The following is a 26,634-nucleotide window of genomic DNA, read 5'->3' on the forward strand; positions in this document are numbered from 1 at the left end:
ACCCAAAACCGGCATCCACCATCACCCAATGCCGAAAATTATGACAAAGCACTACTAGGGCCTGTGACCGGAAACGTTGGCCGGTCACAGCACTAGGTGATCGCAGAGTCTCGCGCGATACCGGCCCCGCCATCCGTGTCGACGGGTCGGCCGGTCAGGCGGCGTCCAGCTGCTGCCTGGTCAGCAGGGCGTGCAGGGTGATGCCCTCGGCGGCGAGGGCCTCGGTGCCGCCCTCCTGGCGGTCGATGACGCACACCGCGTGCTCGATGACCGCCCCGGCGTTGCGGAGTTCGGCGGCCGAGATCGCGATCTGCCCGCCCGAGGTGACGACGTCCTCGACCAGCAGGACGCGGCGGCCGGTGAGGTCGGTGCCCTCGGCGAGACGGTTGGTGCCGTAGGGCTTCGCGGCCTTCCGGACGAACGCGCACGGCAGGCCCGCGTGCCGGGCGAGGGCGACGACGACGGCGATACCGCCCATCTCCAGGCCGGCGAGGACCTCCGTGCCCGGCGGGACCAGCGGGGCCAGGCCGGCGCCGATCGCGTCGAGCAGCACGGGGTCGGCCTCGAACTGGTACTTGTCGAAGTACTCCGTCGCGGTCCGGCCGGAGCGCAGCACGAACGTGCCGGTCAGGCGGCAGCGGGCGGCGACAGTGGCGGCAAGGGTCATCTCAGGTTCCACAGGCGCGAATCATCCCATTTCCGGGGACAGACAACGGCGGCCAGGGCTGCCATCATGGCCGTCGTGATTCGCCTCTATGGACTGTTGTTCCTGATCGACCTGGTGATGCTGGTCGTCGCGCTCATCGACTGCCTGTCCTCCGACGAGGACCGGATCCGCAACCTGCCCAAGGTCGCCTGGGTCTTCATCATCCTGCTGTTCTCCCCGGTCGGCTGGATCGCCTGGTACGTCGCCGGCCGCCCGCAGACCGTGCGGGCCGGCGGGCAGTGGCGGCCCGGCAGCGGCTTCCCGGAGCGGGAGCGGCCGCGCGCCGTGGCACCGGACGACGACCCCGCGTTCCTGCGCGAGATCGCCCGGACCCGCCGCGACGACGAGGAGATGTTCAGCAAGTGGGAGGCCGACCTGCGCCGCCGCGAGGAGGAGCTGCGCCGCCGCGACGAGGAACGTCCGCAGTAGTCAGGCCAGGCCGGCGTCCAGGCGGGCACGCAGCCAGGGCAGCATCACGTCGGCCTGGTCCTGCTGGAAGCGGCGCAGCGTCGGCAGGCCCGGCGGGTCGGGCTCGCGGGCCCGGTCGGTGAAGAACGCGGCCAGGCCGGCGACCACCGCGGTCACGTCGGCCGGGTCCGGCTCGAACACGTCGAGGACCGAGTCGGAGATCTCGCCGCCGTACAGCCGGATGTTGAGCAGCAACGACAGCGTGTCGAACCACGGCGCGCCGACGGCCGCGGCCGGCCAGTCCACGACCATGACCGAACCGTCCGGGCGGATGAGCAGGTTGTCGGCGCGGATGTCGACGTGCACGAGCCGGTCCCCGGCGACCGCCGCGGCGGCGCGGTCGGCGAGCTCGACGAGCAGGTCCAGGTTGGCCGCCGCCCACGGGTCGAGCGACACCGGCGGGTCCGCCGCCAGCCGGCGCCACCCGCCGAAGTTGTCGGCCAGCAACGACGACAGCGTCGGCAGGCCGGACACCGGGACCGCCAGGCGCCGCAGGGCGTCCAGGACGGCCGCCACCTCGTCGTCCTGCCACGGCACGTGCGGCTGCCGGCCGTCGATGTCGGCGAAGACGAGCGCGACCCAGGTGCCGTCGTCGTGGAACCCGAGCAGCCGGGGCGCGGGGACGTCCGCCGGCAGCGCCGCGGTGACCCTGGCCTCGGTGCGGTGCATCCGCACGCTCTGCGCGTTCTGCGCGGCGCTGACCGCCTTCACGAACGCCCGCGAGCCGTCGGCCAGCCGGACCCTGTCCGCGGTGCCGGGCGAGAACCCGCCGACCTGCGACACCGCCTCCACCACCGGCCCACCGAGGATGGCGGCGACCGCCGCGTGAATCGTCGACGGCAGGTCGTCCCAGCCGATCCGCACCCCGGATGCCTGCACCATCGCACGATCGTCGCACTCCTCGCCGCGCCTGCGCGAGACCACGATCGTGAACTGCTAGCATTCCGGGCGTCGAACAGCTGATCGGGGAAAGCGGGCGGACGGTGGACCGCGACGAAGGCACTACTACCAGCGGCACGCGGGGCCTCGGCCCGGTGCTCACGGTGCCGAACCTGATCAGTTTCACCCGCCTGCTGGGCGTGCCGCTCTTCCTGTACCTCTTCCTCGCCACCGACGCCACCGGCTGGGCGGTCGTCGTGCTGGTCGTCGGCGGCCTCAGCGACTGGGTCGACGGCTTCGCCGCCCGGCGCCTCAAGCAGGTCAGCCGCCTCGGCGAGCTTCTCGATCCGCTCGCCGACCGGCTGTACATCCTGGCCACCCTGTTCGCGCTGACGTTCAAGGACGTCGTGCCGTGGTGGTTCACCATCGCGCTGCTGGCCCGCGAAGCGGTCATGATTCTGTGCCTGGTCGTCCTGCGGATCCTCGGCCACGGCCCGCCGCCGGTGCACTACGTGGGCAAGACCGCCACCGCGGTGCTGCTCATGGGCTTCCCGATGATGCTCCTGGCCAGGTTCAGCGACGCGGCCCGCCCGTGGGCGCTGCCGAGCGGCTGGGCGCTGCTGTGGTGGGGCATCGTCCTGTACTGGGTCGCCGCCGTCTTCTACTTCATCCAGGCCTCGATCCACATCCGGGCCGGCCGGCTCGCGTCGTGACCTTCGCGCGCCGCGACGACCTGCTCGGTGACCTGTTCCGCACGCCGCTGGACCCCGGCTACGCACAGGCCGCCGCCCGCCGCGCCGCGACCGGCGAACCACCGCCACGGTGGGGCCGCACCGCCCGCGCCGTGACCCTCGCCGCCGTCGGTTTCCTCCTCGCCGTCGCGTACCACCAGGCGGTGGCCGAGGCGCCTTCGGCGAGCCGGGCCCGCGACGACCTGGTGGCCGACGTGCGCTCCCGGCAACGCACCGTCGAGGACCTGCAGCGCCAGGTCGACGTGCTGCGGACCCAGGTCGACCAGGCCCGCGACGACGCCCTCGCCGACGCGTCCGGCGCCGCCCAGCTGCGCGGGCTCGCCGCCCGCAGCGGCACCGGCAAGGTCACCGGCGACGGGGTCGTGGTCCGCGTCGTCGACGCTCCCCCGCAGGTCGACCCGGTCACCGGCAAGACCGAGGAGGAGAACCTCGGCATCGTGCTGGACCGGGACCTGCAGGACGTCGCCAACGGCCTGTGGCAGGCCGGCGCCGAGGCCATCGCGGTCAACGGCCAGCGCCTCACCGCCACCAGCACCATCCGCGCCGCCGGCGGCGTCATCCTGGTCGACTTCAAGCCCGTGACCAGCCCCTACGACGTGTCCGCGATCGGCCCGCCCGACCTCGCCGACACCTTCTCCGCCTCCGCGACCGCGAAGCGCTTCCGCCGGTACGTGGACAACTACCGTATGCAGTTCGGCGTGAAGGCCCGCAAGAATCTCACCCTGGCCGCCGCCCCAGAACCACCCCTGCGGTACGCCCACCCGCCCGCACCCTCGGTTTCGTCACCCTCAGTTTCACCATCACCCTCTGGAGGTCGCCGGTGATCGCGGTCATCGCGCTTGCCATCGGGGTCGCAGCGGGGATCTTCCTCGAGCCGACCGTGCCGCTGGGCCTGCAGCCGTACCTGCCGATCGCCGTGGTCGCCGCGCTGGACGCGGTGTTCGGCGGGGTCCGGGCCAAGCTCGACGGCATCTTCGACGACAAGCAGTTCGTCATCTCGTTCGTGTCGAACGTGCTCGTCGCCGCGCTCATCGTCTACCTGGGCGACCAGCTCGGCGTCGGCGGCCAGCTCTCCACGGGCGTCGTGGTCGTCCTGGGCGTGCGCATCTTCGGCAACGCCGCCGCCATCCGCCGACACCTCTTCCGCGCGTGACGGACACCCCTGCCGCGAACGGCGCGGACGACAACGACGCGGACCAGGTGCCCGAGGAGCAGCACCCGGATGCGCCGACCAGGTCCGCCCGTCGTTCCCGATCTCCACATCCGCTCCCCCTTTCAGATGACATTTCCGAAATATCCGATGTGGCCGGGGAGGCCGAAGGGGATGCGGAGCCCGACGACACCGCCGCGGAAACGCCCGGCGCCGCTCCTGCCGGGCGGGGCGGACGGCAGCGCGGCGGGACCGGACTGGTCATCGCACTGCTGATCGCCCTGCTCGGGTTCGCGATCTCGGTGCAGTTCAAGGCGAGCAACTCCGACGCCGGGCTCGCCGCGGCCCGGCCCGAGGACCTGGTGCGCATCCTGTCGGACCTCGACGCGCAGCAGGACCGGCTGCGGCGGGAGATCAGCGACCTCGAGGAAACCCGGCGGCAGCTCGACTCCGGCGCGCAGGGGCGCGACGCCGCGCTCGCCGAGGCCCGCAAGCGCGCCGACGAGCTGGGCATCCTGGCCGGGACGCTGCCGGCGGAGGGGCCGGGGCTGTCGATCGAGATCACACCGGGCACGGAGAAGGTCAAGGCGGAGGTGATCCTCGACGCGGTCGAGGAGCTGCGCGGCGCCGGGGCCGAGGCGATGCAGATCAACGGGCACGACGGCGGCACGGTGCGCATCGTCGCGGCCACCTGGTTCGCCGACGGCGACAACGACCGGCTGGTGGTCGCCGGGCTGAGTCTCGCCGCACCGTATACGATCATGGTCATCGGAGGACCGGACACCATGCGCACCGCGCTGAACATCCCCGGAGGGGTGGTGGACAGCGTGCGGCAGCACGGCGGTACGGTCTTGGTGCGCGAAGCGGATCCCGTGCGCGTGACCGCGCTGCACACTGCCGGTGAGTTGAAGTACGCAAAGCCCGCCTGACGATTGAGGACCGACGTGATTCCCGAGGATCTGCGCTACACGGCGAAGCACGAGTGGCTCGCGCCGACGGACGCCGGCACCTTCAAGGTCGGCATCACCGACTACGCCCAGGACGAGCTCGGCGGCATCGTGTTCGTGCAGCTGCCCGAGGTCGGCACGACGGTGCAGGCCGGCGACGCGTTCGGCGAGGTCGAGTCCACGAAGAGCGTGTCGGAGATCTACGCGCCCGTGTCGGGTGAGGTCGTCGCGGTCAACTCGGCGCTCGACACCGCGGCCGAGGTGATCAACGACGACCCGTATGGCGCGGGCTGGATCGTCGAGCTCAAGGCCGACGACCCGGCCGCGGTCGAGGCGTTGCTCGACGCCGCGGCATACCGGGAGCTGACCGCGAGCAGCTGAGCTGGACCGCTGCACAGAAGCCGCTCGACGAAGAGCGAAAGCGACGCGCACCAGAAGACAAAAGTCCGACGACCATCGACAGGAAATACGGCGATAGGCTGCCGCGCGTCTGGTTGACCCGTGATTTCGGGCGTGACTAGGCTCGCTCAGTCAACCGTATGCATCGGCCTGTCGCATCGGAGGACACCCGAGAAGACGACCGTGAGGTGGTTCCATGACGCGCCCAGACGACGAGTTCCCCCCGCTCGACGTCACGTCCACGCTCAACCTTGGCGCCATTGAGGATGCCATCGCTGGCACGGACGACGACGTGGTGCCCACCCGCGTGTCGGGATCGCTCCCGCCGGGCACGGCACTGCTGGCGGTGCGCCGCGGACCCAACGCCGGCGCGCGCTTCCTGCTCGATCACGACGTGACGACCAGCGGCCGTCACCCCGACAGTGACATCTTCCTCGACGACGTCACGGTGTCCCGCCGCCACGCCGAGTTCCACCGCGAGGGTGGCACGTTCACGGTCCGCGACGTCGGCAGCCTCAACGGCACGTATGTCAACCGCGAGCGGGTCGAGGCCGCGACCCTCAGCAACGGCGACGAGGTCCAGATCGGCAAGTTCCGCCTCGTGTTCGTGGCAGGACCGCGCCCCGACGAGAGCTGAGGCGATGACGGGGGCTACGGCAGCCGCCTGGGACACACCGCAGGACCGCGACGGCACTGACCGTGGCGGTCCTCAAAACGCTGCCCGTGGCGGTGCCCAGGGCACCGGCCGCGGGGAGCGGCTGATGAGCATCGGTGAGGTGCTCGCGCAGCTGCGCGCCGAGTTCCCCGACATCACCATCTCGAAGCTGCGGTTCCTGGAGACCGAGGGTCTCGTCGAGCCACGGCGGACGCCGGCCGGGTATCGCAAGTACACCTGGACCGACATCTCGCGGCTGCGCTACGTGCTGACCGCGCAGCGCGACCAGTATCTGCCGCTGCGGGTGATCCGCGAGCATCTCGCCACGATGGGCGATCCGCTGACCGACGTGTCGCAGTCCGCGATGCCGACCGAGGCGCCCGCCGAGGTGCGCCTCAGCCGGGACGAACTGCTCGACAAGGCCGGCCTGGGCGACGCCACCCTGCGCGCGCTGGAGGAGCACGGGCTGCTGCGCCCGCGGGCGGGCGGGGGCTACGACGCGGACGCCCTGGAGGTCGCCACGGCGGCGGCGCGGCTGGCCGAGTTCGGCGTCGAGCCGCGCCACCTGCGCGCGTACCGGGCCGCCGCGGACCGCGAGATCGGCCTGTTCAGCCAGCTGGTGACCCCGATGACCCGGCAGAGCGGCCCGGCGTCGCGGGTCCGGGCCGCCGACACGGTGCACGAGCTGGCGGCGCTGACCCAGCGGGTGCACGCCGCGCTGGTGCGGGCGGGGCTGCGGGAGATCCTGGGGAAATGACCGCTGGACATCGTCCGGGCACCCTCCCCGACACCCTCGACCGGAGCGATCTTCGCCACTGAGCGCACTTGGGCGGTGGCGCGAGTGGCACGACCACCCCCCGGTCCGTGTACCGTGCAGGGAGTGGCAAGTCGACACGGAGGCGGGCAGTGCGAGAGCTGAATGTGGTCGGTGTTCGCGTGGAGCTGCCTACCAATCAGCCCATCGTGTTGCTGAAGGAGGTCGACGGCGACCGCTACCTGCCGATCTGGATCGGTGCGGTGGAGGCGACCGCGATCGCCTATGAGCAGCAGGGGGTCAAGCCGGCCCGCCCGCTCACCCATGACCTGATGCGCGACATGCTGGCGGCGCTCAAGGCCCCGCTGAAGGCGGTCGAGATCGTCGAGATGCGGGACAACATCTTCTATGCCGAGCTCGTGATCGGCGACAACGTCCGGGTCTCCGCCCGGCCGAGTGACTCGATCGCCCTGGCGTTGCGCGTCGGCGCGCCGATCCGGTGCGCGGACCAGGTGCTCACCGAGGCCGCGATCGTCATCCCGGACGAGCAGGAGGACGAGGTCGAGAAGTTCCGCGAGTTCCTCGAGCAGGTCCGCCCGGAGGACTTCGCCGGGTAGGTTCGGCACTGCGACCACGTCCCGGCAGCGGCACCAGCAGGGGCTCCAAACCGGGACAAATGGTCACAGTGGTGACGCGCGGAAAATTCGGCGCACCGACACGCGGCGTGTCGCGGCGTTACCTCCCCGCAGACCCTCAAGGTGCGCTATAGGGTTGCGGGTGTTGACGCTGGAGGTGGGTGCAAATGCAACAGCCGCCCGATCCCGGGATACCCGGTCATGCTGCTGACACCGTTTCGGTGAGTGCGTTCGTCAATTCCGACGACGTCGGCTACCGCGGTCCGACCGCCTGCCACGCCGCCGGGATCAGCTACCGGCAGCTCGACTACTGGGCCCGCACCGGGCTGGTCGTGCCGAGCGTGCGGGACGCGGCGGGCTCCGGCAGCCAGCGGCTCTACTCGTTCCGCGACATCGTCGTGCTCAAGGTGGTCAAGCGCCTCCTGGACGCCGGGGTGTCACTGCAGAACATCCGCAAGGCGATCGAAACCCTGCGCTCCCGCGGCGTCGCCGACCTGGCCGGCATCACCCTGATCTCCGACGGCACCACCGTCTACGAGTGCCGCTCCCCCGAAGAGGTCGTCGACCTGCTCCAGGGCGGCCAGGGCGTGTTCGGCATCGCCATCTCCGGCGCGTTCAAGGAGATCGAAGGCACCCTGTCGCACCTGCCCGCCGAGGCGGCCACCCCCGCCGAGGAGGTCCCGGCGCACGCCGACGACCTCGCCCAGACCGGCGGCGACGAACTCGCCATGCGCCGCGCCCGGCGCCGCGCCGGCTGACCCCACCAGCACAACCCATCACACACCGGTCGACCCCAGGTCGGCCGGTGTTTTCGTGATCCGGAAGACCTTGTGTACCCAGGGGTGCCCAAGGTCTTCCGGATCACGGGAGGGCCGTGGCAGGAAAGGTGGGGTCGGCGTCGTTGCGGACACTCCCGAGGTGCGACGACGATCGGATGCATGGCAGCGCAACGGGTGCTCGTCGTCCTCTTCGACGGGGTGCAGAGCCTTGACGTCACCGGGCCGGTCGAGGTGTTCGCCGGTGCTGAGACGGCCCGGCCCGGGTCCTACACCATCCACACCGGCAGCATCAGCGGCGCCATGGTCCGCACCTCCAGCGGGCTGCGGCTGCACCCCGACGTCGACCTGGCCGGCACCGACCCGCCCGACCTGCTGATCGTCCCCGGCGGCGCCGGCACCCGCACCGGCGACCCGCGGCTCGTCGACTGGCTGCGCACCGCCGGGCCGGCCGCCGGGCGGGTCGCGTCGGTGTGCACCGGGGCGTTCCTGCTCGCCGAGGCCGGGCTGCTCGACGGCCGGCGCGCCACCACCCACTGGCAGTACACCCACTCCCTCGCCCGCCGGTTCCCGCAGGTCGCCGTCGACACCGAACCGATCTTCGTCCGCGACGGCGACGTGTGGACGTCCGCCGGGGTCACCGCCGGCATCGACCTCTCGCTCGCCGTCGTGGAGGAGGACCACGGCCGCGACGTCGCGCTCGAGATCGCCCGGCACCTGGTGATGTTTGTGCGCCGGCCCGGCGGGCAGCGGCAGTTCAGCGCGCAACTGGAGGCGCAGGTCGCGAGCCGGGACCCGCTGCGGGAGGTCCAGCGGCACATCGCCGAACATCCGTCCGGCGACCTCAGCGTCGACGCCCTGGCCAGGCTCGCCAACCTGTCACCCCGGCAGTTCAGCCGGGCGTTCGCGGCCGAGGTCGGCACCCCGCCGGGCCGCTACGTCGACCGGGTCCGCCTGGAGACCGCCCGCCGGCACCTCGAAGACGGCGCGTTCGTCGAGGACGCGGCCCGCGCCTGCGGCTACGGCACCAGCGAGGCCATGCGCCGCGCGTTCATCCGGACCCTCGGCGTCACCCCGACCGACTACAAGGAGCGCTTCTCATGCAAATGATCTTCGTGGTGTACGAGGGGATGACCGCGCTCGACGCCGTCGGCCCGTACGAGATCCTGTCCCGCCTCCCCGGCGCCCGCGTCACGTTCGCCGGGGTGCACGCCGGCCCGGTCCGCACCGACACGGGCGCCCTGTCGCTGGTCGCCGAGCGGGCCCTGGCCGACTGCGACGCCCCGGACCTGGTGCTCGTCCCCGGCGGCCCCCACGTCGCCGCGCAGACCTCGGACACCGCCCTGCACGACTGGCTCCGCGCCGTCGACCCGGCCACCACCTGGACCACGTCGGTCTGCACCGGCTCCCTCATCCTGGCCGCCGCGGGCCTGCTGCGGGGCCGCACGGCGACGTCGCACTGGCTCGCCCTGGACCGCCTCCCCGCCTACGACGTGACCCCGTCGCCGCGGCGCGTCGTGCGGGACGGCAAGTACGTCACCGGCGCCGGCGTCTCGGCCGGCATCGACCTGGCGCTCACCCTCGCCGCCACCATCGCCGGTCCGGCCGTCGCCCAGACGATCCAGCTCGCCACCGAGTACGACCCGCAGCCGCCGTTCACGGCCGGCTCCCCCGCCTCGGCACCGCCGGAGCTGGTGTCACACCTGCGCGCCAACGCCCATCTCGTCATGTCCACGTAGACTGCGGTGCGTGGCGTTCCGTGGCTGGCCCGCCGAGGCCCTCGACTTCTACGACGGCCTCGAGGCGGACAACTCCAAGACGTACTGGACGGCGAACAAGGCTGTTTATGACGACAAGGTCCGCGCCCCGATGGCCGAGCTCCTCGCCGAGCTGGAGGCCGAGTTCGGCCCGGCGAAGATCTTCCGCCCGTATCGCGACGTGCGGTTCAGCGCCGACAGGTCCCCGTACAAGACCTCGTGCGCGGCGTCCTTCGAACGTGGCGGCTACCTCCAGCTGACCGCGGCCGGTCTGGCGGCGGGTGCCGGGGCGTACATGATGGACTCGCCGCGGCTGGCGAAGTACCGCCAGGCGGTCGCCGACGACTCCAGCGGCGTCCCGCTCACGTCGATCGCGGCCGACCTGGAGGCCCAGGGCACGTCGGTGACGTCGCACGAGCAGCTGAAGTCGGTGCCGCGCGGGTTTCCCCGCGATCATCCGCGGGGGGATCTGCTGCGGCACAAGGGGCTGATCGCCTGGCATCAGTTCGAGCCGGCGCCGTGGCTCGGGACCGCCAAGGCGAAGACCCATGTGGTGAAGTTCCTGCGCTCGTGCGCGCCGTTGCAGGAGTGGCTGGCCGTCCACACGTGACGTCCCATGATCCGGTGGACCTTGTGCACCCCTGGATACCCAGGGTCCACCGGATCATGGGGAAGTCTCAGCGGCGCTCCACCGCGGCGAGGACCACGTCGAACGGCGCCGAGGCAGCCCGGGCCGCCTCGGCCCGATCCGCCGCCTCCCGCTCGGCCGCATCCAGCCACAGCCCGCTCTCGGCGCGCAACGCCTCCCGCGCCGCGGACGCCCCCGCCTGCCAGGCGGCCTCGTCGGCGGCGGCGCGGACCAGCAGCGCCGGCCGCTCGCCCACCGGCACGGCCGGCGGGTCGGCGAGCAGGTTGCCCGGCGGCACGAACACGACCGGCAGGCCGCTGCCGGCGACCGCGGCCTGCCGCCGCGCCTCGAACGCCGGCGCCTCGGCGACAGCTGCGGCATACACGGCCGCCGTGCGCGACGCCGTGGCGTGCCACGAGTGCCGGTCGCGGACCATCTGCCGGGCCTTCGACGCGAGGTTCTGCGCGAACATCGGGTCCTGCAGCAGCGCGTTGACCGCGTCGGCGAGCCCGTCGGGTTCACCGACGGGGAAGCGGACCCCGGTGACGCCGTGCTCGACGATCGAGGCGAGCCCGCCGGTGGACGCGACGACCAGGGCGGCGCCGGACGCGGCGGCCTCGAGGGCGACGGTGCCGGTGGCCTCGTAGCGGCTGGGCATGACGAACGCGTCGGCGGCGGCGAGGACCGCGGCGAGGGTGCGCTGGTCGAGGTGGCCGGGGAAGCTGACGGCGCGGTGCAGCTTGCGCTTGCGGGCCTCCTCGATGAGGGCGGCCCGGTAGTCGCCGTCACCGGCGACGACGGCGCGGGTGCCGGGGTGCCGGTCGCGGATCGCGGGGAGCGCCTCGAGGAGGTCCTGGACACCCTTCTCGGCGATGAGCCGGCCGGCGTAGACCAGCAGCGGGCCCTCACCGGCGAAGCGGAGCCGGGCGGCGAGGACCTCGCGGGGCGTGGCGGTCCACATGTCGGGGTCGATGCCGTTGGGCACGACGTCGACGCGTTCGGCCGGCACGTCGAAGAGGTGCTGGACCTCCCAGCCGAGATAAGCGGTCGGGACGATCACCCGGCAGGCCTCGGAGCCGAGCCACCACTCGACGGAGTGCACGGAGCGGCTCGCCTCGCCGGTGAGATACCCCTGGTGCCTGCCCGCCTCGGTGGCCTGCATCGAGGCGACGAACGGCAGGCCGAGGGCCTCCTTGAGGGTCACCGCGGCGTGGGTGACGAGCCAGTCGTGGGCGTGGATGACGTCGTAGCCGTCGGCGGGGACGGTGCGCAGCGCGGCCTCGGCCAGCAGATGGTTGACGGCCATGGTCTGGTCCAGGCGGCCGTCGGGCCCGGCGCCGGTCAGCGGCGCGGCGCGCACGACCCTGACGCCGCCATGGACAGCGATCTCCGGCAGATCACGCGAGAACCTGGTCACGACGGTCACGGCATGACCTGCGGCCGCGAGGGCGGCGGACAGAGCTGCGATGCGCCCGCGGGGTGCATCATCGGTCGACGGCTGTTGGACGTCCCAGGCGATCATCAATACGCGCATAGCGGATACCTCTCGTCGCCGACTGTCACCGTAGCGCGTTCCGGCGCTTGCGCGGAGCAGCATCGCGGGCCAATTTCATCTTTCCGCTCTTCCCAGAAGATGCGGTTTGCAACTTGCGGTTCTCCCTGATCACGGCCCTCGCGTGCAGCACGGCGGCGACGGAGCGGGCGGAGAACGGGGCGCCGGTCGGGCGGTGCGGGGCGTCACCCTCCGCGATCTCGCTGACCGAGCCGAGGCCGCCTTCGGCGAGGTGCGCCTCGACGGCGGCGAGCAGCCCGTCGACCGGGAGTCCGGCGGCGAGGCGGGCTTCGACGTACGGGCCGAGCCACCACACCCACGCGGTCCCCTGGTGATACGCGGTGTCCCGGGAGACCACCCCGCCGCGGTGGGCACCGTGGTAGCCGTATTCGGCGGGGGCGAGGCTGCGCAGGCCGAGCGGCGTGAGCAGGGCCGACCCGACCGCGTCCAGGACCCGCGAGCGCAGGTGCGCCTCGTCGGCGGCCGGCGCGTACGGCAGGCTGAACGCGAGCAGCTGGTTGGGGCGCAGGACGGCGTCGTCGTGGACGCTGCCGCCGCCCTTCGGGTAGGCGGCCGGCTGCGCGTCGACCACGTCGAAGAACCAGCCGTCGGGGGCGCGGAACCGCTTGATGACCTGCGCCTTGACCGCGTCGCGGCGGGCGTGCACGACGGAGGCGTCGCGGCCGCAGCGTTCCCGCAGCGCGCCGACGGCGCCGAGGGCGTTGGCCCACAGCGCGTTGAGCTCGACGGGTTTGCCGTCGCGCGGCGTGACGGGTCCGCGGGGCAGCCGGGCGTTCATCCAGGTCAGGCCGGACTCGTCGGCGTCGATGAGCAGGAGCCCGTCGGCCGGGTCGACGCGCACGCCGTCGCTGGTGCCCTTGGTGTACGCCGCGATCACCCCCTCCAGCACGGGCAGCAGCTCCGTGGCGAGGTCGGTGTCGCCGGTGCGGGCGATGTGCCGTTCGGCCGCATGCACGTACCAGAGCGGCCCGTCGGAATCCTGCAACGCACCGGCCCGCATCTGCGCCGGCAGGTCCCGGTGCGCACGCAGCAGCCGCGCGCCCTCCTCGAAACGGCCGGTGGCCAGGAACAGCCCCTCGTATGCGGTCATGGTGTCGCGCAGGTAGCTGCCGAACCACGGGTATCCCGCGATCACGGCGGGCGACCCGTCGGGCGAGGTGACGATGAACGTGTCGGCGGCGAGCGCCAGGGCCTTGTCGACGCCGTCGCGGGCGCCCGCGGTGGCGGCGGTCCGCAGCACCTTCCGGGCCCGGCGCCGCGCGTCGGCGACCACCACCGGGGCAGCCGGCGGCGGCAGGTCCAGGTCCCCGGAGAACGCGGACACCGACAGGATCCCGCCGGGCACCAGCGTGGCCTGGAACGTGCCGGCCGCCCACAGGTCCTCGACCGGTCTGAGCCCCCGCGCGGCCTCCTCACGGGCGTACGCGCCGAGGTACCACTCCCCGATCGGCCGGAAGTCCGGCCCGCTGACCTGGTAGGCGCCGTCGACGGTGAAGCCGCCGGGCACCACGGCGACCTCCGGCGCCCCGGCGGTCCGGTCGCGTTCGGCGTCGGCGTGCCGCCACGTGCACAACGCGGTCAGCGACAGCTCGACCGACGCCCCGGCGGGCGCGGCGACGAGCCGGTGCACGACGGCGACGCTGTTGCGGCCGTGGGTCATCGCGAGCTCGCGTTCGAGGACGAACTCACCGATCCGCCAGCGCCACCGGGGCACGCCGTCCGCCAGCTCGAAATGTTCCAGGTGGTGGTGCCCCGACGGGTCGACCGCGCCGGACGCCCACTCGTGCACGGCGAGGCGCACGACGGCGCCACCGGGCAGGGTGATGACGGGGTCGAGCGCGGCGAGTGCGAGGTGTCGCTGCGGTGTCACGAGCAGGCCGTGGTAGCGGCGTGTGCGCAGACCCGCGACCGTTCCGGTCGCGTATCCGCCGGTCCCGTCGGCGACGAGCCATTCGTGTTCGAACCCGGTTGCCGAGCTGCAGGCATGGGGGCCGACGGTCATGACCGATCCCGGGGGCATGTGCCCAACTATGATCCAAACCCCCTCGGTTGAAACGCGCGCCACGGCAGAATTCCCGTGTGATTCACCCCAACGACAAAGTCGCCCCTCGTCAGGCTGCTGTCGGAAATCCGATCAGCCTTCGGGCACGATTCATTATTGACGGCACTGGGCATATGGCAGCCAGCTTCGCGCGTACCCGCGCGTGAACTTTCGACGCACGTAACACTGTGGCAACGCGGCCCCGGTCAGACACCGGTGCCGGCCGATAGAGCAGGAGCTGAGATGCAGGTTTGGCCGGGCAACCGGTACCCGTTGGGTGCTACGTACGACGGGCAGGGCACGAACTTCGCGATCTTCTCCGAGGTGGCTTCCAGCGTCGAACTGTGCCTGTTCGACGACAACGACGTCGAGGAGCGCATCAAGCTCGTCGAGGTCGACGCGTTCGTGTGGCACGCCTACCTGCCGGGCATCGACCCGGGGCAGCGATACGGCTTCCGGGTGCACGGCGAGTACGACCCGGCCCGCGGGCTGCGCTGCAACCCGCACAAGCTGCTGCTGGACCCGTACGCGAAGGCGATCGACGGCGACATCTCCTGGGACCCGGCCGTCTACGGCTACGACTTCAACGACCCGGAGCAGATGTCCACCGCCGACTCGGCGCCGTTCATGCCGAAGGCGGTCGTGGTCAACCCGTACTTCGACTGGGCCAACGACGCCGCGCCGCGGGTGCCGTACCACCACACCGTGGTCTACGAGGCGCACGTGAAGGGCCTGACGATGCGGCACCCCGAGGTGCCGGAGGAGCTGCGCGGCACGTACGCCGGGATCGCCCACCCGGCGATCATCGAGCACCTGCGCCGGCTCGGCGTCACCGCCCTGGAACTGCTGCCGGTGCACCACTTCGTGCACGACCAGCGCCTGGTCGAGCTCGGCCTGTCCAACTACTGGGGCTACAACACGATCGGCTTCTTCGCCCCGTATCACGGCTACGCCCGCCGGCACCGCGGCCAGCAGGTCCAGGAGTTCCGCGGCATGGTCAAAGCACTGCACGCGGCCGGCATCGAGGTCATCCTCGACGTGGTCTACAACCACACCGCCGAGGGCAACCACCTGGGCCCCACGCTCGGCTTCAAGGGCCTGGACAACGGCCACTACTACAAGCTCGAGGACGACGACAACCGGTATTACACCGACTACACGGGCACCGGCAACAGCCTCAACGTCCGCAACCCGCACACCCTGCAACTGATCATGGACTCGTTGCGGTACTGGGTGACGGAGATGCGCGTCGACGGCTTCCGCTTCGACCTCGCCTCCACCCTCGCGCGGGAGTTCTACGAGGTCGACCGGCTGTCCACGTTCTTCGAGGTCGTGCAGCAGGACCCGGTCGTCAACCAGGTGAAGCTGATCGCCGAGCCGTGGGACGTCGGCCCCGGCGGCTACCAGGTCGGCAACTTCCCGCCGCTGTGGACGGAGTGGAACGGCAAGTTCCGCGACACCGTCCGCGACTTCTGGCGCGGCGAACCCGCGACGCTCAGCGAGTTCGCCAGCCGGATCTGCGGCTCGGCGGACCTGTACCAGGACGACGGCCGCCGCCCGTTCGCCAGCATCAACTTCGTCACCTGCCACGACGGGTTCACGCTCAACGACCTGGTGTCGTACAACGAGAAGCACAACGCCGCCAACACCGAGGACAACCGCGACGGGGAGAGCCACAACCGGTCCTGGAACTGCGGCGTCGAAGGCCCCACCGACGACCATGAGATCAACGCGCTGCGGGCCAAGCAGCGACGCAACTTCCTCACCACGCTGATGCTGTCCCAGGGGGTGCCGATGCTCGGCGCCGGCGACGAACTGGGCCGCACCCAGGGCGGCAACAACAACGCCTACTGCCAGGACAACGAGATCAGCTGGATCGACTGGCACAACGTCGACGAACAGCTCCTGGCGTTCACCCGCGGCCTGGCCGCGTTCCGCGAACGGCACCGGGTGTTCCGGCGGCGGCGGTTCTTCACCGGCCGGCCCGTGGCGCGGGAGGAGGGCACGCCGATCCCGGACGTGGCGTGGTTCGCCACCGACGGCCGGCAGATGACCGAGGAGGACTGGGACAACCAGTTCGGCAAGGCCCTCATGCTGTTCGTCAACGGCGAGTCGATCACCGAGCGGGGTTCGCACGGCGAGCGGCACGTCGACGACTCGTTCCTGCTGTGCTTCAACGCCCACTACGAGCCCGTCGACTTCGTCATCCCGCAGCCGGACTACGGCAAGGAGTGGGAGCTGGTGATCGCGACCGCGCCGGGTTCGGCCCGCGGCGGGGTGTCCTACACGGCCGGCGGCACCCTCGTCGTGCCGGACCGGTCCCTCGTCGTGCTCGACCGGACGGTGTGACCGCCGTGGTCGCGAACTTCCCGACCGGCACCTACCGGGTGCAGGTCCGGCCCGACTTCGACCTCGACGCCGCCGCCGGGCTCGCCGGCTACCTGCACGACCTCGGGGTCAGCCACCTGTACTCGGCGCCGCTGCTCACCGCGACGCCCGGCTCACCGCACGGCTACGACGTCGTCGACCCGACCGCGGTCAACCCGCAGCTCGGCGGCCCGGACGCGCTGCGGCGCCTGGCCGGCGCGCTGCGGCAGCAGAGGCTCGGCCTGATCGTCGACATCGTGCCCAACCACATGGGCCTGTTCCAGCCAGCCGCCAACCCCGCCTGGTGGGACGTCCTCACCCACGGCCGTTCCTCGGCGTTCGCGGACTGGTTCGACATCGACTGGTCAGCCGGCCCGATCGTCGTGCCGGTCCTCGGCGCGGCGTCCGACCTCGCCGAACTGTCGATCGAGGGCGGTGAGCTGCGGTACTACGAGCACCGCTTCCCGATCGCGCCCGGCACCACCGGCGGCAGCCCGCAGGACGTCCACGACCGGCAGCACTACCGGCTCGTGGACTGGCGGCGCGGCAACGAGCTGCTCAACTACCGCAGGTTCTTCGCCGTGACCGAGTTGGCGGGGGTACGGGTGGAGGACCCGGCGGTCTTCGACGCCACCCACGCCGAGGTGCTGCGCTGGGTGGCCGCCGGTGACGTCGACGGCATCCGGGTCGACCACCCCGACGGCCTGCGCGACCCCGACGGCTACCTGCACACCCTGCGCGAACGCGCCCCGGACGCGTGGCTGGTGGTGGAGAAGATCCTGGAACGCGGCGAGCCGCTGCCGCCGCACTGGCCGGTCGACGGCACCACCGGCTACGACGCCCTCGGCGACGTCTGCGGCCTGTTCGTCGACCCCGACGGCGCTCCCCCGGTCGACGGCCAGGACTGGGCCGAGGAGGCGCACGAGCAGAAGCTGGACGTGACCCGGCGGCTGTTCCCGGCCGAGCTGCGCCGCCTCGACGCCCTCGCACCGGGATCCGCTGTCGTTCTGGGCGAGCTCGCCGCGAACTTCCACGTGTACCGCACCTACCTGCCGTACGGCCGGGCCGACTTCGACGCGGCCGTCGCGGAGACGAAACGCCGCCGGCCCGACCTCGCCGGCGCCCTCGACGACCTGCAACCACGGCTCACCGACCCGGCCGACGAGCTGTGCGCCCGGTTCCAGCAGCTCACCGGCGCCGTCATGGCCAAGGGCGTCGAGGACACCGCGATGTACCGCTGGAACCGGTTCATCGCCCTGAACGAGGTCGGCGGCGACCCGTCCCGGTTCGGGGTGCCGCCGGAGGAGTTCCACACCGCCGCGGCCCGCCGCCTCGAGGACTGGCCGGCCGGGATGACGACCCTGTCGACCCACGACACGAAACGCGGCGAGGACGTCCGGGCCCGCCTCGCCGTGCTGTCCGAGGCGGTCCCGGGGGTCCCCGACCTGCTCGCGCCGCTGCTCGGCCGTGCCGGCATCCCCGACCCGTCGTTCGAGGCGCTGTTCTGGCAGACCGTCGTCGGTGCCTGGCCGATCGGCGCCGACCGGCTCCAGGCGTACCTGACGAAGGCCGCCCGCGAGGCGAACCGCTCCACCTCCTGGGACGCGCCCGACGAGGCGTTCGAGGCCCGGTTCGCCGCCGCCGTGCGGCTGCTCGACGACGACCCGCAGCTGCGCGCCGACGTCGAGGCGGTCGTGACCCTGATCCGGCCGCACGGCTGGTCCAACGCCCTCGGCCAGAAGCTGGTGCAGCTGACCATGCCCGGCGTCCCCGACGTCTACCAGGGCACCGAGCTGTGGGAGGACTCCCTCGTCGACCCCGACAACCGGCGCCCGGTCGACTTCGCCGAACGCCGCGACCTCCTGCTTGCGTTGGACTCGGCGGCGGCACCGCCACCCGTCGACTCCTCCGGGGTGGCGAAGCTCCTCGTCACCAGCCGGGCGCTGCGGCTGCGGCGGGACCGGCCGGAGCTGTTCCAGCGCTACCACCCGGTGGACGTCACCGGGGACAGCAGCGGCCACGTGGTCGCCTTCGACCGGGGCGGCGCCCTGACCGTCGCCACCCGGCTGCCGCTGCGCCTCGCCGCCGCCGGCGGCTGGGACGGCGAGGACCTCAAGCTGCCCGGCGGCGCCTGGACCGACGTCCTGACCGGCCGCCGCATCGGCTCCACCCGGATCGGCGACATCCTCTCGACATATCCCGTCGCGCTCTTGGTGAGGGAGTAGCCCGTGCACGAGTTCCGCGTCTGGGCCCCGTCGGCCCGCACCGCCGCGCTGTCGACCGGCGGCACCACGCTGCCGATGACGGCCGGCGACGGCGGCTGGTGGACGCTCACCCTGCCGGACGCCGGCCACGGCACCGACTACGGGTTCAGCCTCGACGACGGCCCGGTGCGGCCCGACCCGCGCTCGCGCCGCCAACCCGCCGGCGTGCACGGGCCGAGCCAGGTCTACGAGCACGACCGGTACACCTGGAACGACCGGGAATGGACGGGCCGGCAGCTGCCCGGCAGCGTGATCTACGAGCTGCACGTCGGCACGTTCACCCCGGCGGGCACGTTCGACGCCGCCATCGACAAGCTGCCCTACCTGCGCGACCTCGGCGTCGACCTGGTCGAGCTGCTGCCCGTCAACACGTTCAACGGCGAGTGGAACTGGGGCTACGACGGTGTCGGCTGGCACGCGGTCCAGGAGTCCTACGGCGGCCCCGACGGCCTGAAACGGTTCGTCGACGCCGCCCACGGTGCCGGCCTGGGCGTCATCATCGACGCGGTCTACAACCACTTCGGCCCGTCGGGCGCGTACACCCCGTCGTTCGGTCCGTACCTGTCCGCCGGCGCGAACACGTGGGGCCGCTCACTGAACCTCGACGAGGCCGACTCCGGTGAGGTCCGCGCGTTCATCATCGACAGCGCCCTGCAGTGGCTGCGCGACTACCACGCCGACGGCCTGCGCCTCGACGCCGTGCACGCCCTCGTCGACCGCGGCGCCACCCACCTCCTGGAGGAGCTCGCCGTCGAGGTCGACGCCCTGTCCACCGCGGTCGGCCGGCCGCTGTCGCTGATCGCCGAGTCCGACCTCAACGACGCCAAGCTCGTCACCGCCCGCGAGGCCGGCGGCTACGGCCTGCACGCCCAGTGGGACGACGACGTCCACCACGCCCTGCACGCCCTGCTCACCGGCGAGCGGCAGGGGTACTACGGCGACTTCGGCTCGCCCGCCTGCTTCGCGACCGTGTGGACGCGGGCGTTCTTCCACGCCGGCATCTGGTCCTCGTTCCGCAAGCGCGTGCACGGCCGGCCGGTCGACACCCGGCGCATCCCCGGCCACCGGTTCGTGGTCTGCCTGCAGAACCACGACCAGATCGGCAACCGCGCCACCGGCGACCGCCTGACCGCGACGCTGTCGCCCGGCCTGCTCAAGGTCGGCGCGACGCTGCTGCTCACGTCCCCGTTCACGCCGATGCTCTTCATGGGCGAGGAGTTCGGCGCCCGCACCCCGTGGCAGTTCTTCACCAGCCATCCTGAGGCCGACCTGGGTTCCGCCGTGCGGGAGGGCCGGCGGGCCGAGTTCGCCGAGCACGGCTGGCCGCCGGGCGACGTCCCCGACCCGCAGGACCCGGCGACCTTCGAACGCTCCCACCTCGACTGGTCCGGCCAGGATCCGGAGATGCTGGCGGTGCACCGGTCGCTGATCGCCCTGCGCAAGCGCCACCCGGCCCTGTCCGACCCGCGCCTGGACCTGGTCGAGGTCACCCACGACGACGGGGTGCTGCTGATCCGCCGCGGCCCGCACGTGGTCGTGGCGAACCTGACCGCCGATCCCCGCACCGTCCGGCTGTCCGCGGACTGCCTGCTCTTCAGCACCGACGACACCGTCGTGCTGCAGGCCGGCACCCTGACTCTGCCCGCGGAGTCCGCGGCGATCCTCTGACCACCGCCAGCCGGCCGGTGCCAGCACGTGAACAGTCGGTCTGACGCGCGTGAGGCGTTCGTGATTGCCGGTCCAAGGCGGGCCGGTCCGAGGCTCCACGCTTGATCAGAGCACGACTCGGCGTCGGCGTTCCGGTTGATCCGACCTTACACCTGGCTACCAAACCAACGACTTGGCGCGTCACCGACTGTAGTGCTCGTCGGCGTGCCGAGAGCGACGCGCACCGCGGGCGCTGACGGCCGCGGCCGCGGCGAGGAGGCCGAGGCAGCCGACCTCCAGGAGGCGCACGATGATCGCCTGGGGTTCGGTGAACCAGGCAAGGAACGGCTGCACCGCCGCACCCGGCACCCACACGACCGCCGCGACCGTCCAGAACAGGCGGGGGTTCGCCGGGCCGGGGACCGCCGGACCGTCGGTGAGCAGCCAGCGGGTGCGGTGCATGTGCCGGGCGGCGGCCAGCACCAGCAGCGCGCCGGCGACCGTGGAACCGTAGTGCAGCACCCGCCACCAGGGCTGGCCGGCGAACGCCTCGGCGTTGAGGAACGTCCAGTCCTGGGTGCCGCGGGCCGGGACGCCGGCGTGGCTGACGAGATCCCACATGCGGTGCGACCACGCCCCGATCCAGGCGGACAGGCACGTGACGTACACCGGGAAACGATGCTGCCGCAGTGCCGCGTAGTCGCCGGTCCAGGCCGGCAGGTGCGCGACGACGGCCGGTGCGGCGCGGCGGGTCAGCCAGGTCAGCAGCACCGTCACCGGCACGCAGAAGACCAGCAGGCCCAGCCAGGTGTGCGCGTTGTACTGCACGTAGGGCGCGATCGAGTAGGGGAAGTCCGGCGCCGCGGAGCCGATGACCAGCGCCACCCCGTCGAACCAGCGCCGCCGCGCGAACTTGAACGGCAGCACGGCCGCGGCGTGGGACGGGAAGGTCATCGGCACCCGGCGAGCCTATGGCACCGTGCGTCAGGAGCCCTCGGGGCGGCGGGCGCCGGGCGGCATCTCCTGCAGCAGCCAGGTGTTGCCGTCGGGGTCGGCGAAGGCGACGTAGTAGACGCCGCCCAGGTCGTCGACGCCGCCGACCTCGACACCACGGGCGAGCAGGGCCTCGCGGGCCTTGTGGATGTCGGTGACGACCAGGTGCAGGCCGCGCAGCGTGCCGACGGGCAGGTCGAGGCCCGGGAGGTCCTTGTACAGCAGGATCGAGCACGCCGACCCGGGCGGGGTGAGCTGCGTGATCCGCGCGCCGGTGCCGGGTGGCTGCACGTCGTGGTCGAGGTTGAAGCCCAGCAGGTCGACGTAGAACGCCAGGGCACGGTCGACGTCGGACACCGGGACCGGGACCAGCTCGAGGCGCATGTCCGGGGCCGGCGGCAGGTCGACGCCCTGGACGTAGGTCTCCAGGCTGGTGAAGCCGGCCTCCATGCCCTCCTTCATCCCGGACTGCAGGGCCGCGTCGCGCGCCTCTTTCGACGGGTACCGGACCAGGGTGGTGATCATGGTGGTGCTGCCCATGGCGGTGAACGTCAGCGTGTTGAGGGTCTGCGGCCAGTCCGGGCCCCACGACTCGGTGCTGACGACCCGCAGCGGGCGCTCGACCTCCTGGAACGTGCCGCTGAGGATCAGCTCGGCGGCGCCCTCGCCGCGCAGCACGTAGCGGAACGCGCCGCCGGGCCGCAGGTCGATCTCGCAGACCTGCATGCTCCACCCGGGCGGGCCGGCCATCCAGTTGGGCAGGTGCTCGGGCTTGGTGTAGCAGTCGAAGACCAGGCTGCGCGGCGCGGCGACCGTGCGCCGGATCTGGATGTCGGTGTCGCTGGGCAGCTCGAACGTGGTCACGCCGGGCCGGTCATTGGTCGTCGTCATCGGTGCCGTCCTTCTGTTGCAGGGTCTTGAGATAGCTGTCGAGTCGTGCGTAGTTCTCGTCCCAGAACCGCCGGTATTCCTCGGCGAACTCCGTCACCTCGCGCATCGGTTCGGCCTCCAGCCGGCACGGGCGCCACTGCGCCTCGCGGCCGCGGCTGATCAGGCCGGCGTGCTCCAGCACCCGCAGGTGCTTGGAGATCGCCGGGCCACTCATGGCGAACGGTGCGGACAGCTCCTTCACGGTCGCCTCGCCGCGCGTGAGCCGGGCGAGGATCGCCCGCCGCGTCGGGTCCGCGAGCGCCGCGAAGGTGATGCTGAGCTGATCCGTGACCATCAGTTACCTCACCACTTGGTTATCTAACCTCTCGGTTATTTAACCGCCCGGTGTACGCCCTCGTCAAGCAGAACATTTTCCAACAGGATCTTTCACAAGCCGTCGCGTGTGCGCATAATCGGGCATCGACACACCGCCATGTGTCGCGTCAGGAGTGTTGCCATGAAACGTGTCCTCGCCCTGCTGGTGGCTTTGCTCGTCTCGGCTCTTGCGTGCTTTACGCCCGCGCCGACTGCGCTGGCCGCCACGTCAGGGAATCCGATCCTGCCGGGGGACCACCCGGACCCGTCGATCGAACTGTTCAACGGCGCCTACTACGTGTACACGACCGCCAGCGGCGGCTCGACCGACGCGCCGGGCCGGTACTTCCACGCGTGGCGCTCCACCGATCTCACCAACTGGGTCGACGCCGGCGTCGTGCTGGACCGCGCCACCGTCACCTGGGCCTCCACCGACACCCGCACCTGGGCGCCGGACATGGTGTACCGCAACGGGAAGTACTACTTCTACACGGCGATCGCCACGTCGGTGTCGGTCTCCGTGTGCGACTCCCCCGTCGGCCCCTGCCGCGACAAGGGCACCCCGCTGGTGCAGGGCAAGCTCTACAACGGCATCGAGGCGATCGACCCGATGGTCTTCGTCGACGACGACGGCCAGGCGTACCTGTACTTCGGCGGCTCAGCCGGCGGCGGCACCATGGGCATCTTCCGCCTCAACGCCGACATGATCTCCGTCAACGGGGCGGTCACCGTCCAGCGCCCGCAGAACTTCACCGAGGCGCCGTTCGTGTTCAAACGGGCCGGCCGCTACTACCTGCAGTACTCCAACGGCTCCTACGCCAACAACACCTACAACGTGCAGTACTCCACCGGCCCGGGCCCTCTCGGCCCGTGGACCTACGGCGGCCAGATCCTGTCCGCGGCCGGCGCCTACAACGGCCCCGGCCACAACGGCCTGCTGCAGTACCCGGGCACCGACGACTGGTACCTGGTTTATCACCGGTACCAGAACGCGAACTACAGCACCCGGTACACCGCGCTGGACCGCATGTACTTCAACGCCGACGGCTCCATCCAGCGCGTCACGATGACCTCCGCCGGCGTCGAGGCCCGCCCCGCCCCCGCCGCCGGCGGCCTCCTCACCGGCCCCGGTGGCAAATGCGTCGACGTCAACGGCGACGACTCCGGGGTCAACGGTGCTGCGGTCCAGTTGTGGGACTGCCTGGCTTCCGCCGCCGACCAGCACTGGACCTCGACCGGCGGGACCCTGCGCACCTTGGGCCGCTGCCTGGACGTCACCGGCGGGTCGGTGGTCAACGGCGCCCTGGTGCAGCTGTGGGACTGCAACGGCGGCGGCGCGCAACAATGGGTACCCCAGACCAACGGCTCCCTGCGCAACCCGGCGTCCGGCCGCTGCCTCGACTCCCCCAACGGCGCCGTCACCAACGGCACCCGGCTGCGCATCTGGGACTGCAACGGCTCCGCCGCCCAGGTGTTCCGCCTGACCACCGGCACGATCACCGGCCCCGGCGGCAAGTGCGTCGACGTCTCCGGCGACGACGTCGGGGTCAATGGAGCTGCGGTCCAGTTGTGGGACTGCCTGGCTTCCGCCGCCGACCAGCACTGGACCCCGTCCGGCGGGACCCTGCGCACCTTGGGCCGCTGCCTGGACGTCACCGGCGGGTCGGTGGTCAACGGCGCCCTGGTGCAGCTGTGGGACTGCAACGGCGGCGGCGCGCAACAATGGGTACCCCAGACCAACGGCTCCCTGCGCAACCCCGCCTCCGGCCGCTGCCTCGACTCCCCCAACGGCGCCGTCACCAACGGCACCCGACTGCAGATCTGGGACTGCAACGGCTCCACCGCCCAGGTGTTCCGCCTGACCTGACCCGCGTGTTTCGCCACCACGCCGATGGGCGTTACGGTGGGTGATGGGACGCTCGGGGGATTAGGTGGGTTGGGGTACGGTCGGGTGAGACGGAAGGCCGACGCTGGTCCGGGCTCAGCCGAAGTGTGGCAGCCGCGGACCGGCGCCGGTCGGGTAGCGTTTCGGAGATGTTCGGCAAGGCAGCGGCGCCCGCGCTCAGGTGCGGCTTCGGCGGGTTCCACGCCGCGAGTTCCGCGCGGCTGGAGCTGAGTGTTCCCCGGCGGCAGGAACTGATCGACGTCTGGGCCCAACTCACCGACGCCGAGGCCAGCTTCCGGCTCGGCTGGGGACCCGCCGGCCCGGTCGTCGAACGCGACAACACCGACCCGATGGTCATCGCCGACGAGGGCGCCGAGTTCGTCGCCCGCGACCCGCTGACCGGCGGCGTCGTCGCGAGCATCGGGTTCGGCCGCGGCAACGACGGGTTCATGGAGGTCGGCGGCCTGGTCCATCCGACGTTCCGCCGGCTCGGGTTCGGCCGGGAGACCCTCGAGCTGGTCTGCGCGTTCGCCCATCAGCACTTCGGCATCGTCGAGCTGCGGGCGAAGTGCGAGCCCGACAACGAGGCGAGCCGCCGCTGGCTGACCTCGTCCGGGTTCCTGCCGGTCGACGGCACCGTGGCACACACCCTGCCCGACGGCCGGAAGATCGCAGCGGTCCTGTGGCGCCGGCTCGACCCGACAGCCCAGCGCCGGTGCAAACGCCCGTTCACACCGATCGGCTGAGCATCACGGGCAGGGCAGCGCTGAGCACCACGGGCCGGGCTGAGCACCACGCGCAGGGCTGAGCACCACGCGCAGGGCTGAGCACCACGCGCAGGGCTGAGCACCACGCGCAGGGCAAGGACGCGACGGGCCGGGCTGAGCACGACGCGCAGGGCAGGGCAAGGACGCGACGGACCAGGCTGAGCGCGATGGTCCGGGCCGGGCGCGGTCGCGGCCGCCGGTGTGTTTGCATGACCCCGACTGGGCCGCGACTTCGATCACGGTTGCAGGATCATCCCCAGCGGCGGCGCCTTGGTGGTGGTTGTCCCCCAAGAGCCTGCGGCAGCGCCCGGTTGCTGGTGAGGGTCCATCCGCGTGGAGTGGATCCGGGTGTCGGTCCTCGGGGCTCGATGGCTTCGCACGGCCCTGGCAGGCCATCCGGGACGGCTGGCGCGGTCCCGGTCCGTGTCGTCGTTGCGGTGCTGCTCGCCGGCCTCCGACCTCACATGATCCAGGTCCGTCGAGCGCGTTCGGTGCGGCCGGCACCGCTGCCCGGGGAAAGAACGAACTCCATCGATCACCAAACCGGGCCGTAGCAGCGATCTTGCGTACCTGGTTAAAAGTGGCTCCCACGGAGTCACGGTTTCCCACAGGCCGGAATGCGCGGGCAACACCCGACGGCCGGTCAGGTCTGCGGGCGCTGGGCAACCCGGGCAGGATGATTGACCGTGACCGACGTCGACGTGGAAATGGCGGACTACTACGAGCGCCGCGCACCGCACTACGACGCGGTGTACGCCAGACCGGAACGGCAGGCCGACATCCGCACCCTGCAACACCTGATTCCCGCCGCCCTGGCCGGCCGCGACGTGCTGGAGATCGCCGCCGGCACCGGATACTGGACGCAGTTCGTCTCGGCGACCGCGAACACCGTCGTCGCTACCGACTACAACCCTGCCCCGCTGGCCATCGCCGCCGCCCGCGAGTATCCCAAGGCCAACGTCCGCTTCGGGCGGGCCGACGCGTTCGCCCTCGACCGGGTCGCCGGGGATTTCACGGCCGCGTTCGCCGGGTTCTGGTGGTCGCATCTGCGCCGCAGCGACACCGATCGGTTCCTGAGCGGCGTGTGCGCACGGCTCCGGCCGGGGTCCACGGTGGTGATCGTCGACAACCGGTACGTCGAAGGCAGCAGCCAACCGGTCACCCGCACCGATGAGGCCGGCAACACGTTCCAGCGCCGGCAGCTTCCCGATGGCACCGCCACCGAGATCCTGAAGAACTTCCCCACCGCGACCCAGCTCCGCGAGGCCACCCGCGGCCACGGCAGCGACCCGGACATCGTCGAACTCGAATACTACTGGCTGCTGACGTTCACCATCTGAGGCCGG

Annotated in this window: 26 protein-coding genes; 19 read left to right on the forward strand and 7 right to left on the reverse strand. The window is 71.7% G+C overall.

The genetic code is table 11. The features are described from left to right. Positions 1-154: 154 nt before the first annotated feature. On the reverse strand, positions 155-667 hold the full coding sequence (locus ACFPIJ_RS52515) for an orotate phosphoribosyltransferase (protein WP_380127368.1): 513 nt from the start codon (positions 665-667) through the stop codon (positions 155-157). Between the two features lie 117 nt (positions 668-784). Here ACFPIJ_RS52515 and ACFPIJ_RS52520 point away from each other — a divergent pair, with 117 nt between their 5' ends. Beyond that, positions 785-1,135 carry a PLD nuclease N-terminal domain-containing protein gene (locus ACFPIJ_RS52520; protein WP_380127369.1) on the forward strand — a complete coding sequence of 117 codons (351 nt, stop codon included), beginning with the start codon at positions 785-787 and terminating at the stop codon, positions 1,133-1,135. Here the strand turns inward: ACFPIJ_RS52520 and ACFPIJ_RS52525 are convergent, their stop codons facing one another. Further along, positions 1,136-2,056: a phosphotransferase family protein gene (locus ACFPIJ_RS52525; RefSeq protein WP_380127060.1), complete on the reverse strand. Its 921-nt coding sequence runs from the start codon at positions 2,054-2,056 to the stop codon at positions 1,136-1,138. A 101-nt stretch (positions 2,057-2,157) separates the two neighbouring features. On the opposite strand from ACFPIJ_RS52525, the gene ACFPIJ_RS52530 reads away from it, so the two are divergent. From ACFPIJ_RS52530 to ACFPIJ_RS52585, 12 genes are all read left to right on the forward strand, one after another. After that, positions 2,158-2,766 (forward strand): CDP-alcohol phosphatidyltransferase family protein, encoded by a 609-nt coding sequence (locus ACFPIJ_RS52530; protein WP_380127061.1) that lies wholly within the window; start codon positions 2,158-2,160, stop codon positions 2,764-2,766. Then, positions 2,763-3,629 carry a DUF881 domain-containing protein gene (locus ACFPIJ_RS52535; RefSeq protein ID WP_380127062.1) on the forward strand — a complete coding sequence of 289 codons (867 nt, stop codon included), beginning with the start codon at positions 2,763-2,765 and terminating at the stop codon, positions 3,627-3,629. Before ACFPIJ_RS52530 ends, ACFPIJ_RS52535 begins: the two co-directional genes overlap by 4 nt. Continuing rightward, the gene (locus tag ACFPIJ_RS52540) at positions 3,626-3,958 is read left to right on the forward strand and encodes a small basic family protein (protein ID WP_203846448.1); all 333 of its coding nucleotides are present in this window, start codon (positions 3,626-3,628) and stop codon (positions 3,956-3,958) included. Before ACFPIJ_RS52535 ends, ACFPIJ_RS52540 begins: the two co-directional genes overlap by 4 nt. Positions 3,959-4,005: 47 nt before the next feature. Next, positions 4,006-4,884: a DUF881 domain-containing protein gene (locus ACFPIJ_RS52545; RefSeq protein ID WP_380127370.1), complete on the forward strand. Its 879-nt coding sequence runs from the start codon at positions 4,006-4,008 to the stop codon at positions 4,882-4,884. A gap of 15 nt (positions 4,885-4,899) precedes the next feature. Continuing rightward, a complete protein-coding gene (gene gcvH / locus ACFPIJ_RS52550) occupies positions 4,900-5,283 on the forward strand; it encodes a glycine cleavage system protein GcvH (RefSeq protein WP_380127064.1) in 384 nt (127 codons plus the stop codon). A gap of 214 nt (positions 5,284-5,497) precedes the next feature. Next, positions 5,498-5,938, forward strand: coding sequence for an oxoglutarate dehydrogenase inhibitor Odhl (gene odhI / locus ACFPIJ_RS52555; protein ID WP_203846451.1), 441 nt, complete (start codon positions 5,498-5,500; stop codon positions 5,936-5,938). 124 nt (positions 5,939-6,062) lie between these two features. Beyond that, complete coding sequence (gene ftsR, locus ACFPIJ_RS52560) at positions 6,063-6,713, forward strand: transcriptional regulator FtsR (RefSeq protein WP_380127065.1); 651 nt, start codon at positions 6,063-6,065, stop codon at positions 6,711-6,713. 149 nt (positions 6,714-6,862) lie between these two features. Continuing rightward, positions 6,863-7,327, forward strand: coding sequence for a bifunctional nuclease family protein (locus ACFPIJ_RS52565; RefSeq protein WP_033358824.1), 465 nt, complete (start codon positions 6,863-6,865; stop codon positions 7,325-7,327). 185 nt (positions 7,328-7,512) lie between these two features. After that, entirely contained in the window at positions 7,513-8,103 is a 591-nt protein-coding gene (locus ACFPIJ_RS52570; RefSeq protein ID WP_380127066.1) for a MerR family transcriptional regulator, read from the forward strand. A gap of 180 nt (positions 8,104-8,283) precedes the next feature. Beyond that, positions 8,284-9,231 carry a GlxA family transcriptional regulator gene (locus tag ACFPIJ_RS52575; protein WP_380127068.1) on the forward strand — a complete coding sequence of 316 codons (948 nt, stop codon included), beginning with the start codon at positions 8,284-8,286 and terminating at the stop codon, positions 9,229-9,231. Next, the gene (locus ACFPIJ_RS52580; RefSeq protein ID WP_380127069.1) at positions 9,222-9,860 is read left to right on the forward strand and encodes a DJ-1/PfpI family protein; all 639 of its coding nucleotides are present in this window, start codon (positions 9,222-9,224) and stop codon (positions 9,858-9,860) included. Before ACFPIJ_RS52575 ends, ACFPIJ_RS52580 begins: the two co-directional genes overlap by 10 nt. Positions 9,861-9,870: 10 nt before the next feature. Continuing rightward, positions 9,871-10,488: a DUF2461 domain-containing protein gene (locus ACFPIJ_RS52585; protein WP_380127070.1), complete on the forward strand. Its 618-nt coding sequence runs from the start codon at positions 9,871-9,873 to the stop codon at positions 10,486-10,488. Between the two features lie 67 nt (positions 10,489-10,555). Here the strand turns inward: ACFPIJ_RS52585 and ACFPIJ_RS52590 are convergent, their stop codons facing one another. Together ACFPIJ_RS52590 and ACFPIJ_RS52595 are read right to left on the reverse strand one after the other, a co-directional pair. Then, positions 10,556-12,103 (reverse strand): glycosyltransferase family 4 protein, encoded by a 1,548-nt coding sequence (locus ACFPIJ_RS52590; protein WP_380127071.1) that lies wholly within the window; start codon positions 12,101-12,103, stop codon positions 10,556-10,558. After that, positions 12,066-14,099, reverse strand: coding sequence for an amylo-alpha-1,6-glucosidase (locus tag ACFPIJ_RS52595; RefSeq protein ID WP_380127073.1), 2,034 nt, complete (start codon positions 14,097-14,099; stop codon positions 12,066-12,068). Before ACFPIJ_RS52595 ends, ACFPIJ_RS52590 begins: the two co-directional genes overlap by 38 nt. A gap of 264 nt (positions 14,100-14,363) precedes the next feature. Here ACFPIJ_RS52595 and glgX point away from each other — a divergent pair, with 264 nt between their 5' ends. The 3 genes from glgX to treZ are packed head-to-tail and all read left to right on the forward strand — an operon-like array spanning position 14,364 to position 20,419. Then, a complete protein-coding gene (gene glgX / locus ACFPIJ_RS52600; RefSeq protein ID WP_380127074.1) occupies positions 14,364-16,469 on the forward strand; it encodes a glycogen debranching protein GlgX in 2,106 nt (701 codons plus the stop codon). Between the two features lie 5 nt (positions 16,470-16,474). Further along, positions 16,475-18,712, forward strand: a complete 2,238-nt coding sequence (gene treY, locus ACFPIJ_RS52605) for a malto-oligosyltrehalose synthase (RefSeq protein WP_380127075.1) — start codon at positions 16,475-16,477, stop codon at positions 18,710-18,712. Positions 18,713-18,715: 3 nt separating this feature from the next. After that, on the forward strand, positions 18,716-20,419 hold the full coding sequence (treZ, locus tag ACFPIJ_RS52610; RefSeq protein WP_380127076.1) for a malto-oligosyltrehalose trehalohydrolase: 1,704 nt from the start codon (positions 18,716-18,718) through the stop codon (positions 20,417-20,419). A gap of 180 nt (positions 20,420-20,599) precedes the next feature. Here treZ and ACFPIJ_RS52615 read toward each other — a convergent pair whose 3' ends face one another. Genes ACFPIJ_RS52615 through ACFPIJ_RS52630 form a run of 3 tightly spaced genes read right to left on the reverse strand, consistent with a single transcriptional unit; the run spans position 20,600 to position 22,616 of the window. Beyond that, positions 20,600-21,352, reverse strand: a complete 753-nt coding sequence (locus ACFPIJ_RS52615; RefSeq protein WP_380127371.1) for a DUF4184 family protein — start codon at positions 21,350-21,352, stop codon at positions 20,600-20,602. 30 nt (positions 21,353-21,382) lie between these two features. Then, on the reverse strand, positions 21,383-22,282 hold the full coding sequence (locus ACFPIJ_RS64620; RefSeq protein WP_460493162.1) for an SRPBCC domain-containing protein: 900 nt from the start codon (positions 22,280-22,282) through the stop codon (positions 21,383-21,385). Next, the gene (locus ACFPIJ_RS52630; RefSeq protein ID WP_203846464.1) at positions 22,266-22,616 is read right to left on the reverse strand and encodes an ArsR/SmtB family transcription factor; all 351 of its coding nucleotides are present in this window, start codon (positions 22,614-22,616) and stop codon (positions 22,266-22,268) included. The genes ACFPIJ_RS64620 and ACFPIJ_RS52630 overlap by 17 nt, the downstream gene beginning before the upstream one ends. A gap of 162 nt (positions 22,617-22,778) precedes the next feature. On the opposite strand from ACFPIJ_RS52630, the gene ACFPIJ_RS52635 reads away from it, so the two are divergent. From ACFPIJ_RS52635 to ACFPIJ_RS52645, 3 genes are all read left to right on the forward strand, one after another. Next, positions 22,779-24,503: a family 43 glycosylhydrolase gene (locus ACFPIJ_RS52635; protein ID WP_380127077.1), complete on the forward strand. Its 1,725-nt coding sequence runs from the start codon at positions 22,779-22,781 to the stop codon at positions 24,501-24,503. Between the two features lie 167 nt (positions 24,504-24,670). Then, on the forward strand, positions 24,671-25,267 hold the full coding sequence (locus ACFPIJ_RS52640; RefSeq protein ID WP_380127078.1) for a GNAT family N-acetyltransferase: 597 nt from the start codon (positions 24,671-24,673) through the stop codon (positions 25,265-25,267). A 707-nt stretch (positions 25,268-25,974) separates the two neighbouring features. Then, positions 25,975-26,628 (forward strand): class I SAM-dependent methyltransferase, encoded by a 654-nt coding sequence (locus ACFPIJ_RS52645; RefSeq protein WP_380127079.1) that lies wholly within the window; start codon positions 25,975-25,977, stop codon positions 26,626-26,628. Positions 26,629-26,634 lie beyond the last annotated feature (6 nt).

This window comes from Dactylosporangium cerinum (genome assembly GCF_042653625.1).
Lineage (GTDB): Bacteria > Actinomycetota > Actinomycetes > Mycobacteriales > Micromonosporaceae > Dactylosporangium > Dactylosporangium cerinum.